Origin of the sequence: Sinanaerobacter chloroacetimidivorans (assembly GCF_018128545.1) — a bacterium.
GTDB lineage: Bacteria > Bacillota > Clostridia > Peptostreptococcales > Anaerovoracaceae > Sinanaerobacter > Sinanaerobacter chloroacetimidivorans.
On sequence record NZ_JAGSND010000002.1, the window covers coordinates 414,139 to 426,688 of the forward strand.

At 41.0% G+C, this 12,550-nt stretch carries 25 protein-coding genes; all 25 read right to left on the reverse strand.

Annotation, left to right across the window (positions count from 1 at the left end; genetic code table 11):
* Nucleotides 1-702 (reverse strand): DNA-directed RNA polymerase subunit alpha (locus KCX82_RS05085; RefSeq protein WP_227017354.1); only part of this gene is annotated, 702 nt, incomplete at its 3' end.
* Between the two features lie 223 nt (nt 703-925).
* A complete protein-coding gene (rpsD, locus tag KCX82_RS05090; protein WP_227017355.1) occupies nt 926-1,546 on the reverse strand; it encodes a 30S ribosomal protein S4 in 621 nt (206 codons plus the stop codon).
* 22 nt (nt 1,547-1,568) lie between these two features.
* Nucleotides 1,569-1,967 carry a 30S ribosomal protein S11 gene (gene rpsK / locus KCX82_RS05095; protein ID WP_227017356.1) on the reverse strand — a complete coding sequence of 133 codons (399 nt, stop codon included), beginning with the start codon at nt 1,965-1,967 and terminating at the stop codon, nt 1,569-1,571.
* Between the two features lie 14 nt (nt 1,968-1,981).
* The gene (rpsM, locus tag KCX82_RS05100; protein WP_227017357.1) at nt 1,982-2,353 is read right to left on the reverse strand and encodes a 30S ribosomal protein S13; all 372 of its coding nucleotides are present in this window, start codon (nt 2,351-2,353) and stop codon (nt 1,982-1,984) included.
* A gap of 335 nt (nt 2,354-2,688) precedes the next feature.
* The gene (rpmJ, locus tag KCX82_RS05105) at nt 2,689-2,802 is read right to left on the reverse strand and encodes a 50S ribosomal protein L36 (RefSeq protein ID WP_227017358.1); all 114 of its coding nucleotides are present in this window, start codon (nt 2,800-2,802) and stop codon (nt 2,689-2,691) included.
* 62 nt (nt 2,803-2,864) lie between these two features.
* Nucleotides 2,865-3,083: a translation initiation factor IF-1 gene (gene infA / locus KCX82_RS05110; RefSeq protein WP_027399943.1), complete on the reverse strand. Its 219-nt coding sequence runs from the start codon at nt 3,081-3,083 to the stop codon at nt 2,865-2,867.
* Nucleotides 3,084-3,202: 119 nt separating this feature from the next.
* Nucleotides 3,203-3,949, reverse strand: a complete 747-nt coding sequence (gene map, locus KCX82_RS05115; RefSeq protein WP_227017359.1) for a type I methionyl aminopeptidase — start codon at nt 3,947-3,949, stop codon at nt 3,203-3,205.
* A 3-nt stretch (nt 3,950-3,952) separates the two neighbouring features.
* A complete protein-coding gene (locus tag KCX82_RS05120; protein ID WP_227017360.1) occupies nt 3,953-4,603 on the reverse strand; it encodes an adenylate kinase in 651 nt (216 codons plus the stop codon).
* A gap of 125 nt (nt 4,604-4,728) precedes the next feature.
* Entirely contained in the window at nt 4,729-6,003 is a 1,275-nt protein-coding gene (gene secY / locus KCX82_RS05125) for a preprotein translocase subunit SecY (protein WP_227017429.1), read from the reverse strand.
* Nucleotides 6,004-6,010: 7 nt separating this feature from the next.
* Nucleotides 6,011-6,451 (reverse strand): 50S ribosomal protein L15, encoded by a 441-nt coding sequence (rplO, locus tag KCX82_RS05130; RefSeq protein WP_227017361.1) that lies wholly within the window; start codon nt 6,449-6,451, stop codon nt 6,011-6,013.
* A gap of 18 nt (nt 6,452-6,469) precedes the next feature.
* The gene (rpmD, locus tag KCX82_RS05135) at nt 6,470-6,652 is read right to left on the reverse strand and encodes a 50S ribosomal protein L30 (RefSeq protein ID WP_227017362.1); all 183 of its coding nucleotides are present in this window, start codon (nt 6,650-6,652) and stop codon (nt 6,470-6,472) included.
* Nucleotides 6,653-6,666: 14 nt separating this feature from the next.
* A complete protein-coding gene (rpsE, locus tag KCX82_RS05140; RefSeq protein WP_227017363.1) occupies nt 6,667-7,173 on the reverse strand; it encodes a 30S ribosomal protein S5 in 507 nt (168 codons plus the stop codon).
* A gap of 18 nt (nt 7,174-7,191) precedes the next feature.
* On the reverse strand, nt 7,192-7,557 hold the full coding sequence (gene rplR, locus KCX82_RS05145; RefSeq protein ID WP_227017364.1) for a 50S ribosomal protein L18: 366 nt from the start codon (nt 7,555-7,557) through the stop codon (nt 7,192-7,194).
* Between the two features lie 15 nt (nt 7,558-7,572).
* Nucleotides 7,573-8,121, reverse strand: a complete 549-nt coding sequence (gene rplF / locus KCX82_RS05150; RefSeq protein WP_227017365.1) for a 50S ribosomal protein L6 — start codon at nt 8,119-8,121, stop codon at nt 7,573-7,575.
* 14 nt (nt 8,122-8,135) lie between these two features.
* Nucleotides 8,136-8,534, reverse strand: coding sequence for a 30S ribosomal protein S8 (rpsH, locus tag KCX82_RS05155; RefSeq protein WP_227017366.1), 399 nt, complete (start codon nt 8,532-8,534; stop codon nt 8,136-8,138).
* Between the two features lie 32 nt (nt 8,535-8,566).
* Nucleotides 8,567-8,752 (reverse strand): type Z 30S ribosomal protein S14, encoded by a 186-nt coding sequence (locus tag KCX82_RS05160; protein ID WP_227017367.1) that lies wholly within the window; start codon nt 8,750-8,752, stop codon nt 8,567-8,569.
* Between the two features lie 10 nt (nt 8,753-8,762).
* Nucleotides 8,763-9,305: a 50S ribosomal protein L5 gene (rplE, locus tag KCX82_RS05165; protein WP_227017368.1), complete on the reverse strand. Its 543-nt coding sequence runs from the start codon at nt 9,303-9,305 to the stop codon at nt 8,763-8,765.
* 24 nt (nt 9,306-9,329) lie between these two features.
* Nucleotides 9,330-9,635, reverse strand: a complete 306-nt coding sequence (rplX, locus tag KCX82_RS05170; RefSeq protein WP_227017369.1) for a 50S ribosomal protein L24 — start codon at nt 9,633-9,635, stop codon at nt 9,330-9,332.
* Between the two features lie 15 nt (nt 9,636-9,650).
* Nucleotides 9,651-10,019, reverse strand: coding sequence for a 50S ribosomal protein L14 (rplN, locus tag KCX82_RS05175; RefSeq protein WP_227017370.1), 369 nt, complete (start codon nt 10,017-10,019; stop codon nt 9,651-9,653).
* A 17-nt stretch (nt 10,020-10,036) separates the two neighbouring features.
* The gene (gene rpsQ / locus KCX82_RS05180; protein ID WP_227017371.1) at nt 10,037-10,294 is read right to left on the reverse strand and encodes a 30S ribosomal protein S17; all 258 of its coding nucleotides are present in this window, start codon (nt 10,292-10,294) and stop codon (nt 10,037-10,039) included.
* Between the two features lie 18 nt (nt 10,295-10,312).
* Nucleotides 10,313-10,516, reverse strand: a complete 204-nt coding sequence (gene rpmC, locus KCX82_RS05185; RefSeq protein ID WP_227017372.1) for a 50S ribosomal protein L29 — start codon at nt 10,514-10,516, stop codon at nt 10,313-10,315.
* Nucleotides 10,516-10,950 carry a 50S ribosomal protein L16 gene (rplP, locus tag KCX82_RS05190; RefSeq protein WP_227017373.1) on the reverse strand — a complete coding sequence of 145 codons (435 nt, stop codon included), beginning with the start codon at nt 10,948-10,950 and terminating at the stop codon, nt 10,516-10,518. The genes rpmC and rplP overlap by 1 nt, the downstream gene beginning before the upstream one ends.
* Before the next feature lie 26 nt (nt 10,951-10,976).
* Nucleotides 10,977-11,867, reverse strand: coding sequence for a 30S ribosomal protein S3 (gene rpsC, locus KCX82_RS05195; protein WP_227017374.1), 891 nt, complete (start codon nt 11,865-11,867; stop codon nt 10,977-10,979).
* Nucleotides 11,868-11,893: 26 nt separating this feature from the next.
* A complete protein-coding gene (gene rplV / locus KCX82_RS05200; RefSeq protein WP_227017375.1) occupies nt 11,894-12,226 on the reverse strand; it encodes a 50S ribosomal protein L22 in 333 nt (110 codons plus the stop codon).
* Between the two features lie 20 nt (nt 12,227-12,246).
* Entirely contained in the window at nt 12,247-12,531 is a 285-nt protein-coding gene (gene rpsS / locus KCX82_RS05205; protein WP_227017376.1) for a 30S ribosomal protein S19, read from the reverse strand.
* Nucleotides 12,532-12,550 lie beyond the last annotated feature (19 nt).

Consider the following 12,550-nt stretch of genomic DNA (forward strand, 5'->3'; position numbering starts at 1 on the left):
CATCGATTCCATGCTATCTGTAAGATCAATGAACAGTTTCAAATGCTCCTGCATGATCTTGGCTCCGATGGAAACCCCTTCTTCCGGCGTAATGCTGCCATCTGTCCAGATTTCGAGAATGAGCTTATCATAGTCCGTAACCTGTCCTACTCTTGTGTTTTCAACTGTAAAATTCACTTTTCTAACTGGAGTGTAGATAGAATCTACCGGAATCACGGCAATTGGCATTGATTCAGTTTTATTCTGATCTGCAGGCACATATCCTCTGCCTCTTGCAATGTTAATTTCCATAACCAGCGTAGCATTTTCTTCAAGAGTGGCAATGTGCAGGTCCGGATTGAAAATTTCGAGATCACTGTCAGCGATAATATCTCCCGCAGTCACTGTCTTTGGTCCTACAGCATTAATGATTACTCTTTTTGAACTTTCGCCGTTGATTCTAACCGCAAGCTTCTTAAGATTCAGAATAATTTCGGTAACATCTTCCTTTACTCCCGGAATCGTAGAAAACTCATGGAGAATTCCATCAATTTTCACCGAAGTAACCGCAGCTCCCGGAAGTGACGAAAGAAGTATTCTTCTCAGGCTGTTTCCAAGAGTGGTTCCGTAACCTCTTTCAAGGGGCTCCACAACAAACTTGCCGTAATTTTGGTTGTCATCAGAAAAATAACATTCAATTGTTGGCTTTTCGATTTCTATCACTCAAAAACCCTCCTTTTTTTTTTCAATCACAGTACAACTGTTCCAAGCTGCCTGATAGACTGTGCCGATGCTTTTATCAAGATCGGCATGTCTTTCCCCTGGCACCTTCTAATTTTGCTCCGCAGTCTTAGAGGCGAATAAGCTTGGAAGTTGTTGCGGGGCACGGCAGGACACCATCCATAATATCCCATAAAATTTGCTTCGCAAATTCGGATAGGTGCGCCTATTTTGAGTATAACTCGACGATGAGATGTTCTGCGATAGGAGTATCGATATCTTCTCTCCTAGGCATTGCAACAACTTTACCCTCAAGTTTTTCTACATCAACCGTAATCCAAACCGGTACGCTGATTGACATATCTTTAATCTCCTTAAATTTAGGAGAAGTTGTACTCTTTTCCTTAACTTTTATCACATCGCCTGCTTTTACTGCAAAGGATGGAATATTTTGTTTCTCTCCGTTTACAGTAAAGTGACCATGTCTTACAAGCTGTCTCGCTTCTTTTCTAGATGAGGCAAAGCCCATTCTGAAAACAGCGTTATCCAATCTTGTTTCAAGCATGATCAGCAGGTTTTCACCTGTGATACCCTTCTTTTTCGCAGCTTTATCAAAGTAATTTCTGAACTGAGTTTCAAGAACTCCGTAGAATCTCTTTGCCTTCTGTTTTTCTCTCAGCTGTAAACCGTAATCAGAAATTTTCTTTCTGCTCTGTCCATGCTGTCCGGGCGCGTAATTTCTTTTTTCAATAGCGCATTTAGGGCTGTAACATCTTTCGCCCTTTAAGAACAGCTTCTGGCCTTCTCTTCTGCATAATCTGCAAGAAGCATCTGTATATCTAGCCATTTTTAATTACACCTCCCTTTAATTAAACTCTTCTTCTCTTTGGTGGTCTGCATCCGTTGTGAGGAATTGGTGTGATATCTTTAATTAGATTGATCTCAAGTCCTGCAGCCTGCAGCGCTCTGATTGCGGCTTCACGTCCGGAACCAGGTCCTTTAACATATACTTCAACCATCTTAAGTCCATGCTCCATAGCACCCTTTGCAGCTTCTTCCGCAGCCATCTGAGCTGCAAAAGGAGTTGACTTTCTGGATCCCTTGAAACCAAGAGAACCGGCACTTGACCAGGAAAGTGCATTTCCGCTAAGGTCTGTAAGAGTTACAAGAGTATTGTTGAAGGTGGATTGGATATGAGCCTGACCACGTTCAATGTTCTTACGTTCTCTTCTCTTTTTTCTAACTGTTTTCTTTACAGTTTTAGCCATGATTTCCTACCTCCTTACTTTTTCTTCTTTCTTCCTACAGTCTTTTTAGGACCTTTTCTAGTTCTTGCGTTTGTCTTTGTGTTCTGTCCTCTTACAGGGAGTCCTCTTCTATGTCTGATTCCTCTGTAACAGCCTATTTCCATAAGTCTCTTAATGTTTAAGGAAACTTCTCTTCTGAGATCTCCTTCTGTCACATATTCAGAGTCTATAATTTTTCTAATTGTTCCCGCTTCATCTTCTGTCAGATCCTTGACTCTAGTATCAGGATTGATTCCAGCCTTTGCAAGAATTTCTAAAGAGGTAGGTCTTCCGATTCCGTAAATATACGTAAGTCCAATTTCTACTCTCTTATCTCTTGGTAAGTCGACACCGGCTATACGAGCCATAAGTTTTCCTCCTTCTCTTGCTTACTAAATTTCCCTTTGGAAATTTGCTGCAATGATCATATCATTAAAATTTATATAGAATTCTTTCCTTAAGGTAGTTTTCTTGTCTCACGACAATAAAACACAGCCGCTCCCCCAAGGGAAAATTCCTTACTGTAATTTTGGTCCAATCTCGAACAAATATCATTTTCAAAGAAAACTCAACAGGTTCTCAATCAAAATTGGTATTTGCCCAAGGAACCGAAATTGTTTTCAAAGATAACCGTAAAACCAATCCAACTTTTTGATGTGAAGCATCTTGAAAAGTTGGCGGTTATTTTGAAAACATTTTGTGACTAACCTTGTGTCTGCTTGTGCTTAGGATTTTCACAGATAACCATTACTTTTCCATTTCTTTTGATAATTTTGCACTTTTCGCAGATAGGTTTTACTGAGGCTCTAACCTTCATTTCTCATTCCTCCTTAAAATGTGCTATGTGTGCCGCCGAATTGGCAGTACGCAATTCGTATTTTATTTATCTCTCCAAGTAATTCTACCTCTTGTGAGATCGTAAGGTGACAATTCCACCTTTACTCTATCTCCGGGTAAAATCCTGATGAAGTTCATTCTTATTTTTCCCGAAATGTGTGCAAGCACTTCGTATCCGTTTTCCAGTTTCACAATAAACATGGCGTTAGGCTGGGCTTCAAGTACGGTACCAAATACTTCTATGACATCTTTTTTTGCCATATATTACACCTCTCTTTTATACAATGCCGGCAAGGTTTTCTTTTTGTCGGCTACTTTAGATCCATCAAGTATTATTTTTGACTTCTGTAAAACCAGGCTGTCAAACTTGATACTTCTTTCTACAGCGTCAGCAGTTCCGGTTCACCATCAGTAATGACAACAGTATTTTCATAGTGAGCAGAAAGCTTTCTGTCCAATGTTACGACTGTCCAGTTATCAGTGAGTACTTCTACTTCATAGGTTCCCGCATTAATCATTGGTTCTATTGCGAAAACCATCCCTGGGGCTAGTCTTGGTCCTCTTCCCGGCTTTCCGTAATTTGGAATTTGCGGTTCTTCATGCATGGCCCTACCCACTCCATGACCTACAAAATCCCTGATGACTGAAAACCCTTCTGATTCCGCTTTCTTTTGTATCGCCGAGGAAATATCCGATAATCGATAGCCTACTTTGCAAAATTTTAAGCCTTCAAAAAAGCTGGCCTCCGTCGCAGTGATCAACCGTTGAGCTTCCTCACTGATGTTGCCGACCCCATAGGTTCGCGCAGCATCACTGACATACCCTTTATGGGTACAACCCACATCCACACTGACGATATCTCCATCCTGCAACACCTTGTTTTTAGAGGGAATTCCATGAACCACTTCCTCATTTACTGAAACACAGGCGCTGGCAGGGTAGCCGTTATAGCCTTTAAAGCTGGGTATCATCTGATTTTTCAGGATGATGCTTTCTACGAACTCATCAATTTCCATTGTCGTGATTCCCGGCCGTATCATATTGCAAAGTTCCGAAAGAATAAAGGCTGTCACTTTCCCTGACTCTCTCATAATTTCAATTTCTTGTTGTGATTTGATGATAATCATTTTTTATGCTCCTAAAACACTCACAATGTTGTTAAACACTACATCTGAAGATCCAATTGCACCGTCAATATGGGCAAGTCTGTCTGTACTCTCGTAATATTCAACTAATGGCTTTGTCTGGGCATTATAAACTTCTATTCTATTTTCCACCGTTGCTGCAGAATCATCGGATCTTTGATAAAGTTCTCCGCCACAGACATCACATATTCCGTCCTTTTGAGGTGGCATATTGATCACATGATAGGTGGCACCACAATTTCTGCAAACTCTTCTTCCTACCAGTCTTGTCTTTAGAATTTCTTTATCAACATTAATGTCAAGAACTTTATCAATCGTCAGATTACGTTCCTGCAAAAACTTGTCGAGCTGCTCTGCTTGGTAAACAGTTCTTGGAAAGCCATCTAGTAGGAAGCCGTTCTTACAGTCCTCCTCTATCAAACGAGCCTCCGCAATCTCTAAAACAAGATTATCTGGAACAAGCTCGCCTTTATTCATATACTCCTGGGCTTTTTTCCCAAATTCAGTTCCTTCTTTGATATTCTTTCTGAATATATCACCAGTTGAGATATGAGGTATGCCATACTTTTGGGCTATTCTGGCTGCCTGAGTACCCTTACCTGCCCCAGGAGGGCCAAGCAAAATTAATCTAAGCATTTTATTATATCCTCCATTATGCTGCGTCCGTTCAGTTTTTCTTATCCGGAAGTGAATTTGAATCTGTTTGGACGAAACACATTGCTTCACATCTCTATTTTAAGAAGAAGTGAAGCAAATGTGCATTATTTCAGGAAACCTTGGTAATTTCTCATAACCATCTGTGCTTCGAGCTGCTTCATTGTATCCAGGGCTACACCGACTGCAATCAACAAGGATGTTCCGCCAAATCCGATTTGGAGGTTGGTAAACTGCTGCAGCAAGGTAGGAAGGGTGGCAATAAAGGCAAGGAAAATTGCTCCTACAAATGTAATTCTTGTCATTACCTTGTTTAAATATTCAACTGTAGATCTTCCTGGTCTAATTCCCGGGATAAATCCACCATTTGCTTTCATATTATTTGCCACTTCCATTGGGTTAAAAGTAACCGCTGTATAGAAGTAAGTAAAGAATATGATTAAAATGATATTAAATAATCCATAAATCCATACTCCGGGATTCCCGGTGTGGGACAGCCACTTCGTTACAAAGTCGGCAAACCCTGTACCTGGGATAAAGTATGTGATTGTCATAGGAAATTGCAGTAAGGAAAGGGAAAAGATTACCGGAATAACGCCGGCCTGATTCACTTTCATCGGAATATGGGTGCTTTGTCCCCCATACATCTTTCTTCCTACTACTCTTTTGGCATATTGAACCGGTATTCTTCTTTGTCCTTGCTGGATCAAAACAACGCCTACAATCACTATCAATGCAAATAAGCAAAATAATATGACGGAAACAACTCCAACCTCACCAGCTTGAAGCTTGATCCAAGTCTGATGGATTCCACTAGGCATTCTGGAAACGATACCTGCAAAGATGATAAGGGAAATACCATTTCCAATACCATTTTCATTAATCTGTTCACCAAGCCACATCAGGAATGCGGTACCGGCGGACAGGGTCAATACGATCACGGTTACAGAGAAAAAGTCTTTGCTTACCAATGCCTGTCGGAACAATCCTACGGAAAGTCCGATAGCCTGAACAAACGCAAGTATTACCGTTAAATATCTGGTATACTGCGCAATTTTCTTTTTCCCTTCAGTTCCTTCCTTTGCCAGCTGTTCCAGTCTGGGAACGGCAATAGTAAGGAGCTGTAATATAATTGATGCTGTAACATAGGGGGTGATGCTTAAAGCAAATATAGTAAAGTTGCTGAAGGCACCGCCTGAGAATAGGTCAAACAAACCAAACAAACCTGTATTTCCGCTGAAAACCTGATCCAACACGGTTCGATCGATTCCCGGCACAGGTATGTTTGAGCCCAGTCTAAATACTAAAAGCATTAAGAGCGTAAAGATAATCTTCTTTCTGATATCGGCAATCTTCCACGCCTGAGCCATTGTTTTAATCATACCCATATTAGATCACCTCTGCCTTTCCTCCGGCAGACTCGATCTTTTCAATTGCTGTTTTGCTAAATTTGTGAGCCTTTACGGTTACATTCTTTTCCAAAGTACCTTCTCCAAGAATTTTAATACCGTCAACGACCTGCTTTGCAAGGCCTTTTTCTTTCAGCAGCTCTGGAGTTACAATCGTACCAGCTTCAAATGCATTTAGATCATCTACATTTAAAATGGTATATTCTTTCTTCCATATATTTGTGAATCCTCTTTTAGGAATTCTTCTGTATAATGGCATTTGACCGCCTTCGAAACCAAGTCTGGTTCCGCCGCCGCTTCTGGAGTTCTGACCATTCATACCTCTGCCGGCAGTTTTACCCTGTCCGGTAGCGGTTCCTCGACCTTTTCTCTTTGGTTTTTTGGTGGAACCTTCCGCAGCTCTTAATTCATGCAGTTTCATTCTACAACACCTCCATTCTTACACTTCTTCTATTCGTACAAGATGCTTTACTTTTTCTATCGCTCCACGTGTCTGTGGGGTGTCAGGATGTTCAACCGTATGATGCAACTTTCTAAGTCCTAACGCTTCTACTACTTTTCTCTGAAGTGGGGAAGCGCCGATGACACTTTTTGTTAAAGTGATTTTTACTGTTTTAGCCATTTTGCGATTCCTCCTTATCCTAAAATTTCTTCCTTAGTTTTTCCTCTTAGTCTGGAGATCTGTTCAACAGTCTTAAGATTTCTAAGTCCTTCTATAGTAGCGCAAGCCATATTTCCGGAATTGTTAGAGCCGATAGATTTCGCTCTTACATCTTTAATTCCGGCAAGTTCCAGTACCATACGTACAGCACTTCCTGCGATAACTCCTGTACCAGGGGCAGCAGGCATAATCAAAACCTGACCTGCACCGAAAATTCCCAGAGTTCTATGTGGGATAGTCGTTCCAACAGTTGGAACATATATTAATCTTTTCTTTGCATCTTCAATTGCTTTTCTTACAGCTTCAGGAATTTCCTGAGCTTTTCCAAGACCTACGCCAACGTAGCCTTCGCCGTTTCCAACTACTACGGTTACGCTGAATCTAAAGTTTCTTCCGCCCTTAACAACCTTGGCAACACGTCTGATGTTAACGATGGATTCTTTTAAGTCAAGCTTGGATGCATCAATCATATTTTGTCGCATTCCTTTTCTCCCTTCCTGTTAGAATTTCAGTCCGGCTTCACGTGCACCGTCAGCCAGTTCTTTTATTCTTCCGTGATATAAGAATCCGCCTCTGTCAAAGGCAACTGTTTCAATTCCCTTTGCCAGTGCTTTCTTCGCAGCAGCTTCACCAACCAGCTTAGCTGCAGCCTTGTTTCCGCCGTATGCAGCCTGAGCCTTGATGTCCTTATCAAGGGTGGATGCAGCAACCAGCGTAGTTCCGTTTACATCATCGATAATTTGAACGGAAATGTTCTTAATACTTCTGTAAACGCATAATCTTGGTTTTTCAGGAGTTCCGAATACGCTTTTTCTAACTCTTGCATGTCTAGCCAGACGTTTATCGTTTCTACTTTCTTTTGCCATTTATCTCACTCCTTTCTACTTCTTCTTACCGCCAGTTTTGCCTTCTTTTCTACGGATTACTTCGCCAGCATATCGAATTCCCTTGCCTTTATATGGTTCAGGTTGTCTCCACTTTCTGACGTTGGCCGCATAATTTCCGACAAAAGCTTTATTGATCCCTTTAACAATGATTTCAGTCGGTGTTTTCACCTCTGTTTCAATCCCATCAGGATCCGGCATTTCGATTGGATGTGAATATCCTAAATTCATGACCAGTACGTTGCCCTTCTTCTCTGCCTTATAACCAACTCCTACGAGCTGAAGCTTCTTTTCGTAGCCTTGAGTAACGCCGGTTACCATATTATTGATTAATGTTCTGGAAAGACCATGTGCTGATCTTGCCTCTTTATCATCAGCTTCTCTGGTTACATTCAATACACCTTCGCCGATTTCTAATTTAATTCGTTTGCTGATCTGCTCCTGCAGCTCACCTTTAGGTCCCTTTACAGTAACAAGATTGCTGTCACTTACGGTTACCTGAACGCCGGCAGGAAGAGCAACAGGCAGTCTACCAATTCTTGACATTTTCTATTTCCTCCCTACCAAACATAACATATAACTTCGCCGCCAACGCCTAGCTTTCTTGCTTCCTTATCACTGATTACCCCATTTGAGGTAGAGATAATTGCGATTCCTAGGCCTCCAAGTACTCTTGGCACCTCGTCGCTCTTAGCATAAACTTTGAGTCCCGGTTTTGAAATTTTCTTAATTCCACTAATTACTCTTTCTTTATCTGCACCATATTTCATCTGAATTTTGATAGTGCCTTGCTTGTCATCTTCTACAACGTCAAACCCTTTAATATATCCTTCTGCGGCCAAAATTCCTGCAATGGACTTTTTCATCTTAGATGCTGGAATTTCAACTGTTGCATGTCCTACAGTATTGGCATTTCTGATTCTTGTTAGCATATCTGCTATAGGATCTGTCATGGTCATTTTTGAAGTACCTCCTTCCCTATTACTATTGTTTACCAGCTTGCTTTTCTAACGCCAGGGATCTCACCCTTGTAAGCCAGTTCTCTGAAACAGATACGGCATATACCATATTTTCTTAAAACGGAATGTGGTCTTCCACATATTTTACATCTTGTATATGCACGCGTTGAAAACTTAGGTTTTCTCTGTTGTTTTATTTTGAGAGATGTCTTTGCCATTAGTTCCCTCCTATTTCTCAAACGGCATGCCGAGGAATTCAAGAAGCGCCTGAGCTTCCTCATCTGTCTTAGCCGTTGTAGTGAATACGATGTTCATACCTTTGATTTTATCTACCTTGTCAAAGTTGATTTCAGGGAAGATAAGCTGCTCTTTAATACCCATGGAGTAATTTCCTCTGCCATCGAATGAGTTTCTGCTTACTCCTTTGAAGTCTCTAACTCTTGGAAGAGAGATGTTAAAGAATTTGTCTGCAAATTCAAACATGCTGTCTCCTCTTAGCGTAACTTTAGCACCTACGGGCATGCCCTGTCTTAATTTGAAGTTTGCGATAGACTTCTTTGACTTCGTAATGACAGGTTTTTGGCCACTGATGAGTGAAAGTTCTTCCACCGCAGTTTCCATCATCTTTGTGTTATCCTTTGCTTCTCCAAGACCCATGTTGATTGTGATCTTCTCAAGCTTAGGCACTTCCATTACATTCTTATATTTAAATTTTTCTACTAAAGCATTAAATACTTCTGTTTTATAAGTTTCTCTTAGTCTAGCTGCCAAGATTGTTCCCTCCTTTCAAACCTATTAGTCCAAAACTTGACCTGTTTTCTTGGATACTCTCTTTTTTGTTCCGCCTTCGATCTTGTATCCGATTCGAGTCGGGGCTTTTGCTTTGCTATCATAGAACATTACGTTGGAAACATGGATAGGACCTTCCTGGTGCTTAATTTCGCTGTGCAGCTTTCTGGTCTGTTTCTGATGCTTCGTTTGGATGTTTACACCTTCTACGATAATCTTGTCTTCCTTCGGCATTGCTTTTAGAACTTTGCCTTTTTTGCCTTTATCTTTACCGCTGATTACAACTACGGTATCATCTTTTTTAATTTGCATCTCCACACCTCCCCACTAAAGTACTTCTGGTGCCAAAGACACTATTTTCATGAAGCTTTTCTCTCTCAACTCTCTGGCAACTGGTCCGAAAATACGAGTTCCCACAGGGTTTTTGTCTTCTTTTATAATGACTGCTGCATTCTGATCAAACTTAACGTAGCTTCCGTCTATTCTTCTGGTGCCATGTTTTGTTCTGACTACAACAGCCTTCACAACATCGCCCTTCTTCACAACACCACCGGGTGTTGCTTCTTTAACGGCACATACGATGATATCTCCTATGTTCGCATAATGACGGCTAGTACCACCAAGTATACGGATACATAATAATTCTTTAGCGCCTGAATTGTCAGCTACTCTTAATCTGCTTTCCGGCTGAATCATAATGGGTGCCTCCTTTTCTATTTAACTTTTTCGATTACGTTTACAAGTCTCCATCTCTTGTCTTTGCTAAGAGGTCTTGTTTCCATAATTCGTACTTTATCTCCGATGTTACACTCGTTGTTCTCATCGTGAGCCTTGAACTTCTTGGTTCTCTTTACAGCTTTTCCGTAAAGGGAATGTCTTACGAAGTCTTCCACAGCAACACTGATCGTTTTGTCCATTTTATCACTCACTACGATGCCGACTTTTGTCTTTCTTCTGTTTCTATCTAACATATTACATCCTCCTTTCGATTAACCTTGAACCTTTTTCAGTTCTTTCTCTCTGATAATGGTTTTTACGCGTGCGATTTCCTTTTTAATATCCCTCATTTTAATCGGGTTTTCAAGCTGACCTGTAACATGCTGGAATCTGAGGTTGAATAATTCATTCTTTAACTTCTTGAATTCAGCGTTCAGTTCAACTTCTGTCATTTCTCTCATTTTTTCAATTTTCATTACGCTTCACCACCCTCTGCTAATTCTTGGCCTTTGATGGCAAATTTGCTCTTTACAGGAAGCTTGTGGGATGCAAGTCTCATGGCTTCTCTTGCCTGAGCCTCTGTTACACCTTCAATTTCAAACATAACTCTTCCTGGTTTTACTACTGCTACCCAGAACTCAGGAGCACCTTTACCGGAACCCATTCGAACTTCAGCAGGTTTTTTCGTTACTGATTTGTGTGGGAATATCTTTATAAATACTTTACCACCTCTTTTAATAGATCTGGTCATGGCGATACGAGCAGATTCTATTTGATTTGAAGTGATCCAACCACATTCTTGTGCTATCAGGCCATAAGTTCCGTAAGTAATGGTATTACCTTTGGTTGCTATGCCCTTCATTCTTCCTCTGTGGACTCTACGACGTTTCACTCTTTTTGGCATTAACATCGCTATCTTCCTCCTTTCTCTATCGCTTATTCTGCAGCTTCAGCCACTGGTGCTTCTGCTTTTACTTCCTCAACTTGTGGTGCCGGAGCAGCTGGCTTTGGAGCTCTAGGTCTTCTTGGATTTTCAAGTCTCTTCTCTTCTGGCTTTGCTTCTCCTCTAGGCCCTCTGTTATTATTTCTGTCGCCGTCTCTTCTTGGTCTGTCATTATCTCTTCTTGGTCTGTCGTTTCTCTTTCTGTCGCCTCTGTTATCAGGCTTATCCTCAGGGATAGGGCTCTTTAGGCCTTTTTCAAGGATTTCTCCATGATTGATCCATACCTTGATTCCTAATTTACCGTAAGTGGTGTTTGCTTCTGCAAATCCATAATCGATATTCGCTCTTAAAGTATGCAGAGGAACATTTCCTTCGCTGTACTTTTCGCTTCTAGCAATTTCAGCACCGCCTAATCTTCCGGAAACCAGAACCTTGATTCCTTTCGCACCGGATTTCATCGTTCTTCCGATGGCCTGTTTCATGGCTCTTCTAAAGGATATTCTCTTTTCCAGCGCCTGAGCAATGCTCTCAGCTGTTAACTGGGAATCCAGTTCGATTCTTCTGATTTCAACGATGTTGATCAATGTGCTCTTGCCAGTAAGCTTTTCAACCTCAGCCTTGAGCTCATCAATGCCATTTCCGGATCTTCCGATTACCATACCTGGCTTACCGGTTAGAACCGTAATTTTAACCTGATTGTTTGCTGCTCTATCAATTAATATCTTTGAAATTCCTGCTGCATAAAGTCTTTTTTTCACATATTCTCTGATTTTATGATCTTCAACAAGGTAATCTGCGAATTCTTTCTTGTCTGCATACCATTTGGAATCCCAGTCTTTTATAATGCCCACTCTTAACCCATGCGGACTTACTTTCTGACCCATTCAACGAACCTCCTGTTCTGAATATTTTATCTTTCCTTTAGTGTTACGCCTACGTGGCTGCTTCTTTTAAGAATAACTGATGCACGGCCCTGTGCTCCTGCTCTCCATCTCTTCATGGTTGGTCCTTGATGAGCGTACACTTCAGCTACATATAGCTTATCTACATTCATTTCGAAATTGTTTTCAGCATTTGCTGCTGCTGATTTAACAACCTTCTCAACGATTTCCGCACCTTTACCAGGTGTGAATTTTAATATGGTTAACGCCTCGCTTAAGTTCTTTCCTCTTACTAAATCAGCAACAGGCTTCAGCTTGATAGGAGACATCCTTACATATTTTGCAACTGCTTTTGCTTCCATTGATTAAGATCCTCCTTTACTTATTTTTTCTTAACTTTCGAAGACTTATCTGCCGCATGACCTCTGTAGTTTCTCGTAGGAGCAAACTCGCCCAGTCTGTGTCCTACCATATCCTCAGTGATATATACCGGAACATGTTTCTTTCCGTCATGCACTGCAATTGTATGTCCCACCATCTGTGGGAATATAGTTGATGGTCTTGACCATGTTTTTAAAACTTTCTTTTCGCCGGCTGTATTCATTGCATCAATATTCTTAAGCAGCTTGGCATTTACAAAAGGGCCCTTTTTAAGTGATCTTCCCATTATCTTTGCTTCCTCCCTT

What these genes read in the sequence shown, in the direction of transcription:
- rpsM (WP_227017357.1), bottom strand. Translation starts at nt 2,353, where the DNA reads ATGGCTCGTATAGCCGGTGTCGACTTACCAAGAGATAAGAGAGTAGAA.
- map (WP_227017359.1), bottom strand. Translation starts at nt 3,949, where the DNA reads ATGATTATCATCAAATCACAACAAGAAATTGAAATTATGAGAGAGTCA.
- rpsE (WP_227017363.1), bottom strand. Translation starts at nt 7,173, where the DNA reads ATGCGACAAAATATGATTGATGCATCCAAGCTTGACTTAAAAGAATCC.
- KCX82_RS05120 (WP_227017360.1), bottom strand. Translation starts at nt 4,603, where the DNA reads ATGCTTAGATTAATTTTGCTTGGCCCTCCTGGGGCAGGTAAGGGTACT.
- rpmJ (WP_227017358.1), bottom strand. Translation starts at nt 2,802, where the DNA reads ATGAAGGTTAGAGCCTCAGTAAAACCTATCTGCGAAAAGTGCAAAATT.
- KCX82_RS05160 (WP_227017367.1), bottom strand. Translation starts at nt 8,752, where the DNA reads ATGGCAAAGACATCTCTCAAAATAAAACAACAGAGAAAACCTAAGTTT.
- rplF (WP_227017365.1), bottom strand. Translation starts at nt 8,121, where the DNA reads ATGTCAAGAATTGGTAGACTGCCTGTTGCTCTTCCTGCCGGCGTTCAG.
- rpmC (WP_227017372.1), bottom strand. Translation starts at nt 10,516, where the DNA reads ATGAAAATTGAAAAAATGAGAGAAATGACAGAAGTTGAACTGAACGCT.
- secY (WP_227017429.1), bottom strand. Translation starts at nt 6,003, where the DNA reads ATGATTAAAACAATGGCTCAGGCGTGGAAGATTGCCGATATCAGAAAG.
- rplN (WP_227017370.1), bottom strand. Translation starts at nt 10,019, where the DNA reads ATGATTCAGCCGGAAAGCAGATTAAGAGTAGCTGACAATTCAGGCGCT.
- rplP (WP_227017373.1), bottom strand. Translation starts at nt 10,950, where the DNA reads ATGTTAATGCCAAAAAGAGTGAAACGTCGTAGAGTCCACAGAGGAAGA.
- infA (WP_027399943.1), bottom strand. Translation starts at nt 3,083, where the DNA reads ATGGCAAAAAAAGATGTCATAGAAGTATTTGGTACCGTACTTGAAGCC.
- rpsS (WP_227017376.1), bottom strand. Translation starts at nt 12,531, where the DNA reads ATGGGAAGATCACTTAAAAAGGGCCCTTTTGTAAATGCCAAGCTGCTT.
- rpsH (WP_227017366.1), bottom strand. Translation starts at nt 8,534, where the DNA reads ATGACCATGACAGATCCTATAGCAGATATGCTAACAAGAATCAGAAAT.
- rpsQ (WP_227017371.1), bottom strand. Translation starts at nt 10,294, where the DNA reads ATGTTAGATAGAAACAGAAGAAAGACAAAAGTCGGCATCGTAGTGAGT.
- rpsD (WP_227017355.1), bottom strand. Translation starts at nt 1,546, where the DNA reads ATGGCTAGATATACAGATGCTTCTTGCAGATTATGCAGAAGAGAAGGC.
- rplX (WP_227017369.1), bottom strand. Translation starts at nt 9,635, where the DNA reads ATGCAAATTAAAAAAGATGATACCGTAGTTGTAATCAGCGGTAAAGAT.
- rpmD (WP_227017362.1), bottom strand. Translation starts at nt 6,652, where the DNA reads ATGGCTAAAACAGTAAAAATCACTTTAACAAAAAGTGTCATCGGCGCT.
- rplR (WP_227017364.1), bottom strand. Translation starts at nt 7,557, where the DNA reads ATGGCAAAAGAAAGTAGAAACGATAAACGTCTGGCTAGACATGCAAGA.
- rpsK (WP_227017356.1), bottom strand. Translation starts at nt 1,967, where the DNA reads ATGGCTAAAACTGTAAAGAAAACAGTTAGAAAAAAGAGAAGAGAACGT.
- rplV (WP_227017375.1), bottom strand. Translation starts at nt 12,226, where the DNA reads ATGGAAGCAAAAGCAGTTGCAAAATATGTAAGGATGTCTCCTATCAAG.
- rplO (WP_227017361.1), bottom strand. Translation starts at nt 6,451, where the DNA reads ATGAAACTGCATGAATTAAGAGCTGCGGAAGGTTCCACCAAAAAACCA.
- rpsC (WP_227017374.1), bottom strand. Translation starts at nt 11,867, where the DNA reads ATGGGTCAGAAAGTAAGTCCGCATGGGTTAAGAGTGGGCATTATAAAA.